Here is a 15017-nt window from a genome sequence, read left to right on the forward strand (position 1 = left end):
GTGTCGTTTGTATCTGTTTGAATATCCCATGAAATAGCACGATCTTTTTAAAAACTAATGAAGACCTAGATGTTCGCATAACTGATGATCGGGTCGACCAAATTACCGAATATTCAGTAATTTGGTCGATCAAATAGCGGTGAGATAATTAACTCTTAGAGGTCTCAGTCAGATTTTCAGCACGGAACTGCGTGGGAGTGGATCCCACCAATTTTTTGAAGAACGAATTGTAGGTAGCCTTGCTGTTGAATCCACACTCACCTGAAATTTCTATCATGGTTTTATGTTTGAGCGCTGGATTGGAAAGTATGACCTTTGCTTCGTTAATTCGATATGAATTAACAAATTCATAAAAATTAGTCTTAAAGTGCCTCTTGATTGCGACAGAGAGGGCTCTGGGGTGCATTGATAGTTGCGATGCAAGTTGTTCAAGGTTGAGCAATGGTAATAGGTAGGGCTTTTCGATTCGCATATGCTCTTCGATCTTTCTAGCCAGCTCAGGATCTATATCTTCATCTTCATTTTCAGAGCTTTTATCTTGCTCAGTCATGTGACCGTCGAAAATTGTTGAACGTTGAAGGCTCAAGAACATCAATGTGGTGATGAGGGCAAAGGTAAGGTAATTACCACCTAACCCCAAATAATTGAAAATTGATTCTCCTAAGTTAGGAACAAAGAATGCGGCGACCACGACGAACAGGAACCAAGCTCGCACGGCCGTAAACGCGATGACCAAAATACTCAACCAACCAATATCAATCTTTTCAATGTTTGAGAAACGGTCTCTGAGCTCATTGCGGGCCCGGCGTATGTCAATCAGACAGAGCACCCCAAAAAAGACTCGAAGCCCTTCGCGTATTGCCTCGATTGAATGGATAAGAGAGGGCGCGGTTACGTCTTGTTCCAGTGCTACGTAGCTTAACTTCGTCGTTGTGTCTGCTGCGTAAAAACTGATCGAAATATACAGAAAGTAAACGACAGTAGGGACCAGATAAAGAAGGTCTCGCCTTGAGAGGGAGAAATTCTTATACAAAATCGATCGGGTATACCAAAGTAAGAGCGGGCCCTCAATCCAATAGGCAATATCAAAAATATGCAGGAGATTTGGTGAAATCTGCAGTCCAATTGCACGTATTTCAGCGCTGTAGTTGACTAAAACGTGTACAGGTATTGCGATCTGCGCAAGAAAGAAACCAATTAAAAAGTAGTCACTAATATGTCTCTCGTGCTTTACCAGTAAAATTAAAAAGATAAAAAGCAGGCTTTGAAACCCGGTGGCGAGTAGCACTGTGTCGTGAAAATTGAAGATATAGTCCGACATTTTTGGTGTGAAGTTGACTCATTATTTTTATTTTTGATTCTAGAGCTTATCTTATTTCGAAAGCGAGTATAAGTAATGAATTTCGATAATTTGGGCGACCAAATTACGTAATTTGCACTCAGTTGGTCGAGCTTGCTCAATGAATTTCTTAAATTAGCGTCACACAAAGAGTTTTGTAGAAAGACGATTTTCTATGTGTTGCGTATCTGACGAGTCGATGGTGGGGGTAAGTCACAGGTCGTTTTTTCAGGTGCGGGAGGAGCTCTAGAATGAGGAGCAAAAAAATATAATCACACTTAAGAGAGGAATTCATGAGGTCAACTATTAGCTTTGGCGAGCGGACCAGGCTGTCACGAGCAGTTACGTCAGCCATTTACAAGCCATCAACAACGCGTTCAACCATGTTGGGGTTCGCGCTAAGCGCGAGTTTGATTGCGCCAACAAGTCTACTGGCACAACAGCAGGATGGGGATGATCAGTCAGCCATTACGCTAGAGGAAGTAGTAGTAACTGGGTATCGAAGCAGTCTTAAGCGAGCCAGAGATATTAAACAAGACTCAGATGGGATTGTGGATGCAATCTCGGCAGAAGACATCGGTGTTTTCCCCGACACAAACCTAGCCGAATCTTTACAGCGGATCACGGGTGTATCTATTGATCGTTCCAGAGGCGAGGGTAGCAAGGTTACCGTTCGCGGTTTTGGCCCTGAATTCAATCTGGTGACATTGAATGGCCGGCAAATGCCAACTCATGATGGAGATAGCCGTTCGTTCGATTTTGCTGACTTGGCGTCTGAAGGAATAGCTGGAGTACAGGTCTATAAAACGGGTAATGCCGACGTTCCTACTGGTGGTATTGGGTCAACTATAAATATACAAACGGCTAAACCGCTGGACGCACCTGGTCGAAAATCAGTGTTATCACTTAAGGCCGTTCATGACACTTCAACGAACGAAGGCGATGATATTACTCCTGAATTGTCAGGAATCTACACCAACACCTTTGCCGATGACACGTTTGGTATTGCTATTAGCGGTAGCTATCAACAGAGAGACAGCGGGGTTAACACTGGTACGGTCGGTGACTACAATAATTTTGCCGGTACGGTAGACCAAGACTGGGCGTCGGGCACGGCGCAATGGGGTGGCTTACCACGTGATGCGAATCAGATTAATCGCCCTGGAGATTCTGATATTTACGCGGTACCCCAAAGTCTAGGCTATGAAATCGCAGAATTCAGCCGCGAACGCATTAATGGTCAATTGACGATGCAGTGGCAACCTACGGATAATCTCCGAGCCACGGTTGATTACACTTATTCAGAAGTTGACTATGAACGAACGTTTAATAACTACTCTGGCTGGTTTAACTATGGCGGGCAACAGACTGAGTATTCGTCGGGACCAATCGCTTCTCCGGTTGTATACACGGAAGTCGGTTCGGCGCCTGATTTTGCAATGGCTGCAGGTCGTGACGGAGTCAGAACAGAAAATAACTCAATTGGTGTTAATGTGCAGTGGCAGGTTAACGACCGACTTAGTTTGGCGCTAGATCATCATAACTCAGATGCTAAAAGCGGAGCTAGCGGAAACAATGGCACGGCTTCGCAGTTAGCGATCGCGAGCTTTACGCGAGATCGCACGACGGCCATATTCGATGGTGATCTACCAATCTTAAATCTTGGACTTAGTCGATCCCTTGATCCTAACGATCTTATTGTGACGGGCAGTGTTTTTGACAATAAAGCAACGGAAATGGAGATTGAGCAATCTAAAGTAAGTGGACGCTTTGATTTTACTGACACGAGCAGTATTGATTTTGGAATTCAATTAACAGATGTTGAAAACACCTCTCAATTCTCTAACGTGCAACGAAACACTTGGGGTGGGACGACCCAACCTGGTGATATAGCCGATTTGCTTACCCCAGCGTCGTCAGCCGGAGCCTTTGATCAAATTTCAAACGGCGATGACCCACGTCTGCAAACAGACTTTTTTGTCTTTGACATAGATGCAGTAGCCGCAAGAACCGTAGCATTAGGCTCTACAGAATCTACGGGCGGTGATTGTGGAAATGGACTGTGTCCTAGTTCTAACTTTACAACTGATCGCCGAACCAAAGAAGAGTCGACATCGGCGTACGTGCAGGTTAACCATGAATTCGCTTTAGGCGACTATCCTGTTAGCGTCAAAGCGGGTCTTCGCTATGAAGAAACTGATGTGGAATCGAGAGCCTTGGTGCCAGCGTACAGTTCGATCGTTCAAACGGGCGACAATGAGTTTGATGCAATTCAGGCGGTGGATGCCAGCGGTCAACCAATTCAAGCGTTTACAAGGTTGACAGGTAACTATGATTTTGTACTCCCTAATTTGGATTTGAAAATCTCGTTTACCGATAATTTCGTCGCCAGAGCATCGTACAGTGAGACGATTACTCGTCCTTCGTATACCGATATCCAAGGCGGAGTCACCATTGACTCTTTGCTTAGAGTAAGTGGTGGTAACGGTAACCGAGGAAATCCGGAACTATTGCCTTTCGAGTCTAAAAACATAGATTTGTCCGTGGAATACTATTTTGGGGAAGCGGACTACGCCTCCGTTGGATATTTCACCAAGGACGTCAAGAACTTCATTGGCATCAGTACATTGCAGGACGAAGTATTGTTTCCTGGCTTGATTCACCCGTTGACAGGTCAAGCGGCGACGTTTGATGTCACAGCACCGGTAAATCAAGAAGAAGGGACCATTGATGGCTTTGAAGTTGCTGTGCAAAAAACATTTGGTGACAGCGGCTTCGGTGTTATCGCTAATGCGACGATTGTAGAGGGCGATGTTGAATTTGATAGTTTCAGCCTTGATACTCAATTTGTTTTAACGGGGCTAAGTGATTCTGCCAACCTGATTGGTTTTTATGAAAACGATAAGCTTCAGGTGAGAGTTGCCTATAATTGGCGAGATGATTTCTTCAATGGGACCGCGGGTGCTTCTTCAGGAACTCCAGGCCCAGTGAACGTTGAATCCTTTGGTCAATGGGATCTTAGTGCGAGCTACAACATCAGTGACAGTTTGACCGTATTTATCGAAGGGCTAAACATTACCGAAGAAACCACTCGATCGTACGGAAGAAGTACGTTGCAAGTTATTCAAGCGGCTCAGACCGGTGCTCGGTTTAATTTTGGACTCCGCTATGGGTTCTAAATCAAGAGGTTGAACCGCCTATCAGTGAGCAATTGATTTTGTGTGGTAGTTTTAGGGCCAGGTGGAGTATCCATCTGGCCCTTTAAGTTCTCTAATTAATTACGTGAACTGAGGTTGATTGAGAAACGTTGAGTCGTCTCATGACTGACGAATAAATTGAAATGGGATAATTATGACCGATTATGTAATGCTCAATCCTGAAGAGCACAAAGATTTGCGAATAGATGTTTCTCACTCAGCAGACATGGGTGATGGCGTGAACTTTGCGATGACATTTCCATTCGAGTTTCGAAACGTACAGGGCCATTACCCTATCTTTTTCCAGAAAAGTGGAGATTCTGGAGAGTTTTACCCTGTGGCTCTGTTTGGGTTTGAACCAGGCGAAAACCTGTTCTTAGATGAGGATGGTTGGACCGCTCCGTTCCAGCCTGCGATGATTCGTAGACAGCCTTTTTTAATTGGTTTTCAAGACCAAGGCCCTGATATTAAAGAAAAGAAAGCGGTGGTCACGATCGATATGGCTAGCCCTAGGGTAGGGACTGTAGATGGAGAACCATTGTTTCTAGAACATGGCGGAACCAGTAATTACCTTCAACAGGTTACCCAAACTTTAGAGCTCATCCATCAAGCTCATGAACACAGCGAAAAATTTGTAAAGGCTTTGTTGGATCATGACTTGTTGGAGCCGTTTAGTTTAAATGTGGACTTGGAAGATGGCTCATCTCACCAACTTCTTGGGTTTTACACAATAAACGAACAAAAGTTGCAAGCCCTGTCCGGCTCCACGATGCAGTCGTTTAATGAACACGGCTTTTTGGTACCTGCGTACATGATTCTTGCTTCTCATTCGTGCATTCGTCAGTTGATTAGTTTAAAAAACAAGACTCGGTCGGTGTAACATACAGACAAATTGTTGTTGCTTAGGGCGTTAAATTGCAAGAGTTACGAGAAATAGAGTGTGAGCACCTGTCTACTGTGCCTGAAATGGTTTTGGAGTCCAGTGTGCCTCTGGTTTTACGGGGGCTGGTTGCAGACTGGCCTGCAACTCAAGTTGCGTCGAAGGGCGCTAACAACTTGTGTGATTACATTACCTCGTTTGACCGCAATTTACCGTTAACGGTATATCGAGGTGACCCTAAAATCGAAGGTCGAATTTTCTATAATGACGACTTTACCGGGTTTAATTTTGATCGCCTTAAAATGCCATTGTGCGATGTGTTAGAGGCACTCGCTGTGGCAAACAGCTCACCTGAACCATCTCCTTCATTCTATGTTGGGTCAACCATGATTGATCATTGGTTGCCAGGGTTTCGAGAAGATAATGATTTGGCACTAGACAGTCTAGAGCCTCTCGTTAGCTTGTGGTTTGGCAATCAAAGTAAAGTCGCGGCGCACTATGATTTTCCGAACAATGTTGCGTGCAACGTGGCGGGTCGGAGACGTTTCACTTTGTTTCCACCAGAGCAAGCGGATAACTTGTATGTGGGGCCAATAGATCTGACCCCATCGGGTCAGGCCATCAGTTTGGTTGACACCACCAACCCTGATCTATCTAAATACCCGAACTATGAGCTGGCATTGGAATCGGGCTTCCACGCCGAATTGACCGCCGGTGACGCAATCTACATTCCAAGTATGTGGTGGCACCATGTTCAGGCATTGGACGATTTCAATGTTTTGGTGAACTATTGGTGGCGGTCTACACCCGCGTACTTAGGAGCACCTGCGAATGCATTAATGCATTCAGTTATGACGATGAGTGGCTTACCCTCAGAGCAGAAGAAGGTTTGGAAAGAGATATTCGCGAGATACGTCTTTAACGACGATCTTGACAATTTTGACCACATCCCTGAGCACGCTCGAGGTGCTTTGGGTGGTGTTGATGAAAAAGCCGCAAAGGCAATCAAAGCTCGATTAGTTCATTTTTTAAAGTAGTAACCTGCCATAGAGCAATACATGAGCGTTGCGGCGTTCACGGGAGAGGAAAATGGAACACAATAAAATAAATAAAGTCGTTGTTGCCGGTGGTGGAACAGCGGGTTGGATGGCTGCGGCATCATTGGCGAAGCTTCTTGGAAGAACCATTGAGGTGGTTTTGGTAGAGTCCGATGACATCCCTACCGTCGGAGTGGGAGAAGCCACCATTCCAACTTTAATCCAACTTCATGAACTTTTGGGAATCAATGAACAAGAGTTTGTTTCGAAGGTTAATGGAACCTTTAAATTGGGAATTTCATTTGAAAATTGGCGTGATGTAAATGAAGATTACATACACTCGTTTGGGTTTACTGGAAAAGATTGTTGGGCTGCTGGCTTTCAGCACTTTTGGTTAAAAGGTCAAAAGTTGGGCTTGGCCAAGGAATTTGGCCAATATTGTGGAGAATTGGTCGCGGCGCAACAGAATAAGTTTGCTGTCACGCCGAAACAAGGCCTAAATTACGCCTATCACATTGATGCCGGCTTGTACGCTCAATTTCTTAGAGAGTTGGCAGAAGAGCATGGTGCGAAACGAGTAGAAGGGAAGATTGTTGACGTAAACCTGAATCCAGACACTGGCTTCATTGAGTCAGTTGGCTTGGAATCGGCGCAAATTGTCGATGGCGACTTTTTTATTGATTGCAGTGGGTTTCGAGCCTTGTTGATCGAACAGGCATTACACACCGGTTATGAAGATTGGTCGCACTGGTTACCGATGGACAGTGCCGTTGCAGTGCAGACCGAATCTCTCACGGAGCCAATACCTTACACCAGATCAATAGCGCGTGATTCAGGATGGCAATGGCGTATACCGCTGCAGAGCCGAGTTGGTAATGGACTGGTTTTTTGTAGCCGTTATTTGTCTGATGAAGATGGCAAAAAGTTGTTGATGGATAATATTGAAGGGGCCCCGATTAATGAACCTAGAGTGCTTAAATTTCAAACTGGAACTCGCCGTAAGCATTGGAATAAAAACTGTGTTGCGATGGGCTTATCAAGTGGCTTCATTGAACCGTTGGAATCCACCAGTATTCATTTGATTCAACGTAGCATAACTCGGTTAATGCAAATGTTTCCCTACGATGGTATTAGGGAGCCAGATGTACATGAATTTAACTCGCAAATGGCGTCCGAAATTGAGAACATTCGAGACTTTATCATTTTGCATTACAACGTAACGAACCGATCAGACACCCCGTTTTGGCGTTTCTGTAAGTCTATGGATATCCCAGAATCGCTAAAGCATCGTATCGAACTATTCAAGCAAACGGGGCGTGTATTCAAGGTGCCAACCGAACTGTTTGGCGAAAACTCTTGGACTCAAGTGATGTTAGGGCAGGGGCTTATGCCCGAACAATACCACCCGATTGTAAATATGATGGACGAACAGGAGTTGACGTCTTTTCTGGCGGGCATTGATCAGTACGTGACGCATTTAGTCGCCCAATTACCAAGCCATCAAGATTTTATTAACCACTACTGTAAGGCGCCGTAGTTTCTATGCGGCGTGTTTTCGTTTGATGTTCCATTGATTGATGAGTCGTTTTTTACTCAACGAATTTGCTCGTGGATAACTAACGGAAAATTCCATTACTTAGTCGATAGGCAATCTTGCTGGCTCTACAGTGCGCTATTCATTGAGGTCAATATAGGTGGGATTTGTCTCGCTTGGGTTTGCCTCTCAAATTTTGGCTACTGAGTAAGATGCTGCTGGGTTTTTTGCTATGTTATTAAGAATATTGATAATCGTACTGTTATTGCTTGGGCATACGTCGGCCGTATCGGTAGAGAAAGTGGCGCCAAACAAACAGGTGTTTGACAGCAAGCGAGATTTGAGAAACGCAGAAAGACATCAACAACCCATTCACGAAGCAGGGGGGATGGATGATAAATCATTCAATTCTGTCGTGTGGGCTCTTAACGTAGGCGGACACGCCTATCTGGGTGCCGATGGAATTGAGTATCAGGCAGACAATTCAGTAGGTCACACGTTATTGGGTTTCGCAATTAAGGGATCGCAAGATGATTCCGTGTTAAAAACCTATCGGGCTGGGCCTTTAGAGATTGGAAAATCGATTGAAAATGGCCGATATGATTTGATGTTCAAGTTTGTGGAACCCGAGGATAGTAAACCTGGTGGTCGCGTCTTTAATGTTCTGGTTGAAGGTGAGAGAGTGATCGCTAACCTCGATATTTTACTCGCACGAGATGGTAACCCACGTTCATCTCTCACTCGTATGATACCGAACGTGGATGTAAATGATGGCAGATTAGACATCCTGCTTGAGCCCGTGGTTGGTGAACCGATTCTCAGTGCGATCATTGTGCAAACGAAGACCAAGCGCGGTGAGGTTTGGCGTCAGGTTTGGGGTGATGAATTTGATTACACGGGACCACCTGATCCTAAAAAGTGGAGTTTTAATGTCTGGCCAGCCGGGAAAGTGAACGGTGAGGAGCAGGCCTACACTGCACGGCAAAAGAACGTGCGAGTCGAGCAAGGAAGGTTGGTTATCGAGGCTCATAAAGAAGAATACGCTAAAGCATCCTATACTTCCGGAAGAATTCACTCAGCTAGAAAGGGCGATCTTTTGTATGGCAGAATTGAAGTGCGTGCGAAATTACCGGCTGGCCAAGGCACGTGGCCGGCCCTGTGGATGCTCCCAACCGCACCATTCACTTATGCAACAACATGTACCGAGGGAGCCGATTGGCAAGGCAGCAGTGTCTGTGACGCGTGGCCTAACTCCGGCGAAATCGACATAATGGAACACGTCGGTTACGACATGAACCGAGTCCACGGAACAGTCCACACTAAGTCATATTACTGGGTTAATGGCGAACAACGTAAAGCAAGCGTTGAGGCAGAAATGGTGGATCAGAGATTTCACGTATACGCGATGGAATGGAGTCCAGACAGGATCGATGTCTTCTACGATGATGCTATTTACTTTACTTACATAAATGATGGTGGAGATTGGCGCTCATGGCCTTTTGATCATCCATTTCATCTTGTTATGAATGTCGCTGTGGGTGGCGGATGGGGCGGTGCAGGCGGCCCTACGGATGCCAGCGCATTTCCAACGGCAATGCTCGTCGATTATGTTCGGTTGTACCAAAAAACAGAGAACAAAGCGGCGAATTGAGCCACACATGCATAGGCTGCCATCCAGCTTTTTCTTCATCAATATTCATTCAGAGACTAAAACATGAACACTCCCGTTAACTTCGCTGTGGTGCGAATTGCACTTATCGCCGCACTGGGCGGTTTTCTTTTCGGTTTTGATACCGGTGTGATAGGGGGGACTCAGCTATTTTTTACTGACTATTTTGAGCTTTCGCCTGCCGAACAAGGGTGGGCGGTTGGCAGCGCACTCTATGGTTGTTTCGTCGGCGCTTTAATTGCTGGTTACTTAACCAATGCAATCAGTAGAAAATACACACTGATTCTATCGGCCATACTCTTTTGCGTTTCCGCTTGGGGGTCTGGTGCTGCGAGTTCGCTGACTTCACTGGTAATTTACCGAATTGTAGGTGGCCTTGGTATCGGTTTTGCATCCATGGCCGCACCAATGTACATCGCCGAGATTTCACCAGCTCATCAAAGAGGGAGAATGGTGTCACTTTATCAATTAGCCATCGTTGTCGGTTTCTTCGCCGTATTTTTAGCGACCTATTACATTGGTGGCGGTGACAGTGCCTCATTGACTGATCTCGAAACTCAGACGGCTTATCAACACAATCTAGAGCGTGGCTGGCGGGTTATGTTTTGGTCTGAGTTGCCGGTGGCTTTGGTGTTTCTTGCGGCACTGTTATTTGTTCCACATAGCCCACGATGGTTAGCCCTAAAAGGGAGGAAGCAAGAGGCTATAAACGTTCTATGCAGGTTGTCAGAGTCTAAACAACAGGCCGAAGAGGACTATACTTCTATACAGCGGTCCTTAAGAGCGTCGCAGATATCCAGTATTAAAAGCCTTATGGCCGGTGGTTTGGCTTTGGCCACGTTCATTGGTGTAATGCTTTCCATACTTCAACAAACCTCCGGCATTAACGCCATTTTGTATTATGGCGCTGAAATATTCAGCAATGCGTTAGGCTATGGGCCTCAAGATGCGCTTAAGCAGCAACTATGGTTGGGGGCGGTAAACCTTCTATTCACATTTGTTGCCATTTTTACCGTGGACCGATGGGGAAGAAAACCTCTGTATCTGTGTGGAACCGTCGGAATGATTATCAGTCTATCAATCCTCGGGTATTCCATTCAAAACGAGGTGCTGGGTATAACTGCGTTAGTGGCGATTCTCATTTTTGTCGGCTCTTTCGCGCTTTCGATGGGGCCAATTGTGTGGGTCGTATTGTCTGAGATGTTTCCTAACAATGCTCGAAGCTTGGCAATGTCCGTTGCCGTAGGTGCTCAATGGCTCTTTAATGGTGTCGTCGCAAGCAGCTTTCCGATTATCAATCGCAGTGAATTCAATCAAGATGGGTTTAACGGTGCGTTGCCATACTACATTTTTGCTGGATTTTGTGTAATCGCCTTTATTTTTGTGTGGCGCTTAATGCCGGAAACCAAAGGGCGAACGCTTGAAGAAATTGAAGACATGTGGGTAAAAAGGTAAAAGCCCCGGTAACTCATATGAAGTATGTCACTGACGTATTCCGTTAGTTGTACGACCAAGTTATAGGGAATTCATTCATTTAGTCGACGACTTGATGCCGTTGGCCATATCGTTCTCCAGACCCAAAAACGAACCGCGTTAGGCAAGGGGGGTCCATCTTGCTTTCGTTATATAGAGTTCGTGCGTGATTGCGTGGGTCATTTGTTCAAAACCACAGGAGAATACTATGAGGAAATCCAACGTAATTTGGTTGGTGAGTGGAGTGATACCGCTATTATTTGCAACCAGTCTTGCGAGCGCTGGATCGAAGAATGTCAGTGATCATAAAGCGGATCGAAAGCATCAACAAACGCTTTTTAAAAATGGCTGGAGACCGGTATGGCGCGATGAGTTTAACGGCGATCAGATCCGAGACAAAAAGTGGTCCCATGAGGTAAATTGTGCTGGAGGCGGTAATAATGAACAGCAATGTTATACAAACCGACCTGAAAATTCGTACGTTGAAGGCGGACATCTGCATATAGTGGCCAAAGAAGAGAGCTTCAGTGGACCTGGGGTGTTTGATGATGATCCTAACTACGACCCGAGCGACGTATCAAGGACGCTACCATTTACATCTGCGCGTTTACGAACCAAAAATAAGTTCGATTTCAAGTACGGTAGGGTAGAGGTAAAAGCGAAGGTGGCGGGAGGTCAAGGCATGTGGCCCGCAATTTGGATGTTGCCCACCGACAACGTCTACGGTGGTTGGCCTCAAAGTGGCGAAATTGACATCATGGAAGCCGTTAATTTAGGCGTATGGCCCAACGCAGTTCACGGTACCTTGCATTATGGATTGAAATGGCCTCAGTGGGAGAATCATGGCCAGACGTTCGAAACTGATTTCAACCCTGCGGACGATTTTCACGTTTATGCCATTGAATGGGAGGAAGACGAAATTCGTTGGTATGTGGACGGTGAGCACTACCAAACTCAAACTTCCGATGGCTGGTACAACTACATTTGGAAAGGTCAAAAGAAGGGATTCAAAGTCGCAAATAAAAGAGCGCCATTTGATCAGAAGTTTCATCTTATTTTAAACCTAGCGGCCGGAGGTGATTGGCCAGGAATGCCCGACAGTGGCTGGTCAGATGATCGAGAGATGTTGGTGGACTATGTGCGTGTTTATCAATGTAAAAAATCTAAACGAGATCGTCATTACGGGTCACGCAAGCATTCTAGTGATCGCGAAGCTGAGCGCTGTAAAACCGAGGATCAATCAGTTGAAGTAAATGATGATCTTGGGAAACCAGGAGTTAACACATTTGCTTTGTTTTCAGACGTCGTAGAACCGTTGCTATTGACCTCAAATGGGAGCGACCTAACCCAGACTCCGGCGCCCGGATTTTGGGAGGATAAGACAGGTTCACTCATTCAAAGTTTCGTTGAATTAGGCGGGCGCAGAGGAGCTGTGTGGGACATTACGTTTAATGGACTTTCAAACGTTTTTCTCAGTTCAGAAAATATGTCCGAAACTCCCGGCTTCTCAACAGGCGTAGAGCTTCAAGGCGGCTCTGGCTGGGCAAATTATGGTGAAATTGAATTTAGAATGCGCGTCTTGGAAGCGTCTGATGACAGTGTGTTTAAGGTCAAACTTGACAGTGGTTGGCCAAACCTGGGCGAAGTGGTGATCAACGCGCCTGCCCTAGGTAAATGGAAACGAGTAAAGGTCAGTGTGGCCGATTTGCTAGCGAACCCAAACCCCGCTGGTGGCGGTGTTGATCTCTCTAACATACAAAATTTATTTGTATTAGAGTATTCAGGAACTCATGCCAACGTTCAAATCGATGACATACGCCTGCAGTGTGCTGTCAATACTGAGCCTGAGGAATGGCAGCAAGATCAGCTTTGCTTCCTAGCTCCTAAACAAGAGCCTATTGCACCGATTGGGGATCAGCTGGACGTGTATGTGGACTCGATTACAAACTGGAATATTATGGACTGCTGTTCTGGTGTGAGTATCTCCGAAGTTGTTCAAGGTGATAACAGAGTATTACGACTCGCTTACGACTCAGATCCAAATACCAACACAGTTACTTTCTTTCAGTCGGCGTCCCCAATGGATCTCTCTGCGTTCGCTGGTGGAACTCTTGAATTTGATATGTACGTGGTGTCGCCGCCATCACCCGTGAGCGAAAACCCTTGGATGATCAAAGTTGACTGCGGCTACCCTTGCGGAACAGGCGATATACCGATCACGCAGAGTATTGAGGGTAACTTGCCCACCACCGGCGTGTGGCAACATTTTTCCTTTAAGATCAGTGATTTGGTCCAACGTGGGCTCGATCTAACGACCGTCGATACGCCCTTGGTAATATTTCCTTCATGGGGTAATCAAGATGGTGCTGAATTCCTAATTGATAATGTGCAATGGTTTACCGGGACAAATGATACTACGGGTGACGCATTGCCCGTGGACTTCGAAAATAGTGCCAGTACCTACTTGTTTACAGACTTCGAAGGAGGGGTTGCGCGCGCGGTAGGTAATCCAGCAGCTGACAGTGTAAACAACAGCACCAATGCGGGGTTGATGTTGAAGTACTCAGGCGCAGTTTACGGGGGTAGCACCCTCGCGCTGAATAATGAGATCGATTTTTCAGATGGTAGTGTTATCAGCATGAAGGTATGGTCAGCGCGCGCGGTGCCGGTATTGCTAAAACTTGAAGGGATTAATGAAGAAGTAACAGCAACGCATTTGGGCGGAGGGTTTTGGCAGGAGCTCGAATTCGATTTTACCGGTGTTGAAGGTCCCGGCGCGCGTGCGATTACGTTGATCTTTGATCTGGGAGTCATGGGTGATGCGCAAGCTAATCCAGAGGATTGGACCTTTTACTTTGACGATATTTCCATCAAGTCCCAATAGGGTTGTAACGCAGGCTCTTTTCTCAGAGCCTAAGGCAACCAGATAGACGAAGCAGCCTGTTCACACAGTTGTGTAAACAGGCTGCAACCTATTGATTCATTGCATGATCGAGTTCAAGAAAAGCGATGAACCTTAAGGTAAGTCTATTGGGTGTAGGTGTGTTGGGCCAAATTGCGTAATAAGGTATCGGATCAACTACCCAATCCTTTAGAGGTTCAACCAGCACTCCTTGAGCTATCGCTGACCTAACCATTGATTCAGGAGGGGTGGCCAGACCTGCTCCGGCTTTGCACAACTGTGTCATCCCAACCACACTATTTACCGTGATTTTTCCATGAATGATCACTTGTTGCGTGTCCCCTGATGCCTGTGAGAAGCGTCTCTCTTTATTCATCATCGTTAGCGGTATCCAATCCCAGTTTTGGAGTTGCTTTGGATTCTGCGGTGCTGTATTGGTGCGCTTTAATGCTAAGTAACTGGGGGAACAAACCAACACTCTCTCGATGTCACCTAATCTCTTGCAAACAAGAGTGCTGTCTTCGAGCTTGCCAGCTCTAATCGCTAGGTCAACCTGACGGTCGACGAGGTTCTCTTGTTCGTCAGTGTAATTAATATCCAGAGCAACGTCGGGATGACGCCTTTGAAAATCGCACAGTTTGTTGTTGAAATCGGATTCGATCAGTGCGGATGTGATCGATAAGGTCAGCTTGCCCTTTAGCTTCCCTTCTGCGGGTAGAATTTTATTCAGGCCCTTCTCACAAGACGCCAACATTTCAGAACCATGAATGTATAGACTTTCTCCGGCGTCGGTTAATGACAAGCTTCGCGTTGTTCTATAGATCAGTGGGGTCTCAAGTTTTTTTTCGAGTTGAGCTATGTTGTAACTTATGGACGGCGGAGATAAGCCGAGTGTTCTTGAAGCACCGCGGAAAGAGCCTTGGCGAATTGCCTCAACAAAGATGGCGATGCTCTTGAGATCATCAATCATTATGTGGACCTATATT

General features: G+C 45.9%; 9 protein-coding genes. 7 read left to right on the forward strand and 2 right to left on the reverse strand.

What is annotated here, in order from left to right; genetic code table 11:
• Window positions 1-148: 148 nt before the first annotated feature.
• Window positions 149-1321 (reverse strand): helix-turn-helix transcriptional regulator, encoded by a 1173-nt coding sequence (locus ABWW54_RS05565; RefSeq protein ID WP_353411004.1) that lies wholly within the window; start codon window positions 1319-1321, stop codon window positions 149-151.
• 311 nt (window positions 1322-1632) lie between these two features.
• Between ABWW54_RS05565 and ABWW54_RS05570 the strand changes: the two genes are divergently transcribed.
• The 7 genes from ABWW54_RS05570 (at window position 1633) to ABWW54_RS05600 (ending at window position 14013) form a co-directional block, all read left to right on the forward strand.
• The gene (locus ABWW54_RS05570; RefSeq protein ID WP_353411006.1) at window positions 1633-4518 is read left to right on the forward strand and encodes a TonB-dependent receptor; all 2886 of its coding nucleotides are present in this window, start codon (window positions 1633-1635) and stop codon (window positions 4516-4518) included.
• Between the two features lie 172 nt (window positions 4519-4690).
• Window positions 4691-5416 (forward strand): SapC family protein, encoded by a 726-nt coding sequence (locus ABWW54_RS05575; RefSeq protein WP_353411007.1) that lies wholly within the window; start codon window positions 4691-4693, stop codon window positions 5414-5416.
• A 35-nt stretch (window positions 5417-5451) separates the two neighbouring features.
• Window positions 5452-6453 (forward strand): cupin-like domain-containing protein, encoded by a 1002-nt coding sequence (locus ABWW54_RS05580; RefSeq protein WP_353411009.1) that lies wholly within the window; start codon window positions 5452-5454, stop codon window positions 6451-6453.
• A 52-nt stretch (window positions 6454-6505) separates the two neighbouring features.
• On the forward strand, window positions 6506-7990 hold the full coding sequence (locus tag ABWW54_RS05585; RefSeq protein ID WP_353411011.1) for a tryptophan halogenase family protein: 1485 nt from the start codon (window positions 6506-6508) through the stop codon (window positions 7988-7990).
• A gap of 229 nt (window positions 7991-8219) precedes the next feature.
• Complete coding sequence (locus ABWW54_RS05590) at window positions 8220-9638, forward strand: family 16 glycosylhydrolase (protein ID WP_353411013.1); 1419 nt, start codon at window positions 8220-8222, stop codon at window positions 9636-9638.
• A 63-nt stretch (window positions 9639-9701) separates the two neighbouring features.
• Complete coding sequence (locus tag ABWW54_RS05595) at window positions 9702-11111, forward strand: sugar porter family MFS transporter (RefSeq protein ID WP_353411015.1); 1410 nt, start codon at window positions 9702-9704, stop codon at window positions 11109-11111.
• Window positions 11112-11337: 226 nt separating this feature from the next.
• Window positions 11338-14013, forward strand: coding sequence for a glycoside hydrolase family 16 protein (locus tag ABWW54_RS05600; protein ID WP_353411017.1), 2676 nt, complete (start codon window positions 11338-11340; stop codon window positions 14011-14013).
• An 88-nt stretch (window positions 14014-14101) separates the two neighbouring features.
• Here ABWW54_RS05600 and ABWW54_RS05605 read toward each other — a convergent pair whose 3' ends face one another.
• A complete protein-coding gene (locus tag ABWW54_RS05605) occupies window positions 14102-15001 on the reverse strand; it encodes a LysR family transcriptional regulator (protein WP_353411019.1) in 900 nt (299 codons plus the stop codon).
• Window positions 15002-15017: the final 16 nt, after the last annotated feature.

The organism is Arenicella sp. 4NH20-0111 (genome assembly GCF_040366405.1).
GTDB lineage: Bacteria > Pseudomonadota > Gammaproteobacteria > Arenicellales > Arenicellaceae > Arenicella.

Bases quoted from the DNA above. Each gene is read 5' to 3' on its own strand.
- ABWW54_RS05590 (WP_353411013.1), top strand. From the start codon at position 8,220: ATGTTATTAAGAATATTGATAATCGTACTGTTATTGCTTGGGCATACG.
- ABWW54_RS05600 (WP_353411017.1), top strand. From the start codon at position 11,338: ATGAGGAAATCCAACGTAATTTGGTTGGTGAGTGGAGTGATACCGCTA.
- ABWW54_RS05575 (WP_353411007.1), top strand. From the start codon at position 4,691: ATGACCGATTATGTAATGCTCAATCCTGAAGAGCACAAAGATTTGCGA.
- ABWW54_RS05595 (WP_353411015.1), top strand. From the start codon at position 9,702: ATGAACACTCCCGTTAACTTCGCTGTGGTGCGAATTGCACTTATCGCC.
- ABWW54_RS05605 (WP_353411019.1), bottom strand. From the start codon at position 15,001: ATGATTGATGATCTCAAGAGCATCGCCATCTTTGTTGAGGCAATTCGC.
- ABWW54_RS05565 (WP_353411004.1), bottom strand. From the start codon at position 1,321: ATGTCGGACTATATCTTCAATTTTCACGACACAGTGCTACTCGCCACC.
- ABWW54_RS05585 (WP_353411011.1), top strand. From the start codon at position 6,506: ATGGAACACAATAAAATAAATAAAGTCGTTGTTGCCGGTGGTGGAACA.
- ABWW54_RS05570 (WP_353411006.1), top strand. From the start codon at position 1,633: ATGAGGTCAACTATTAGCTTTGGCGAGCGGACCAGGCTGTCACGAGCA.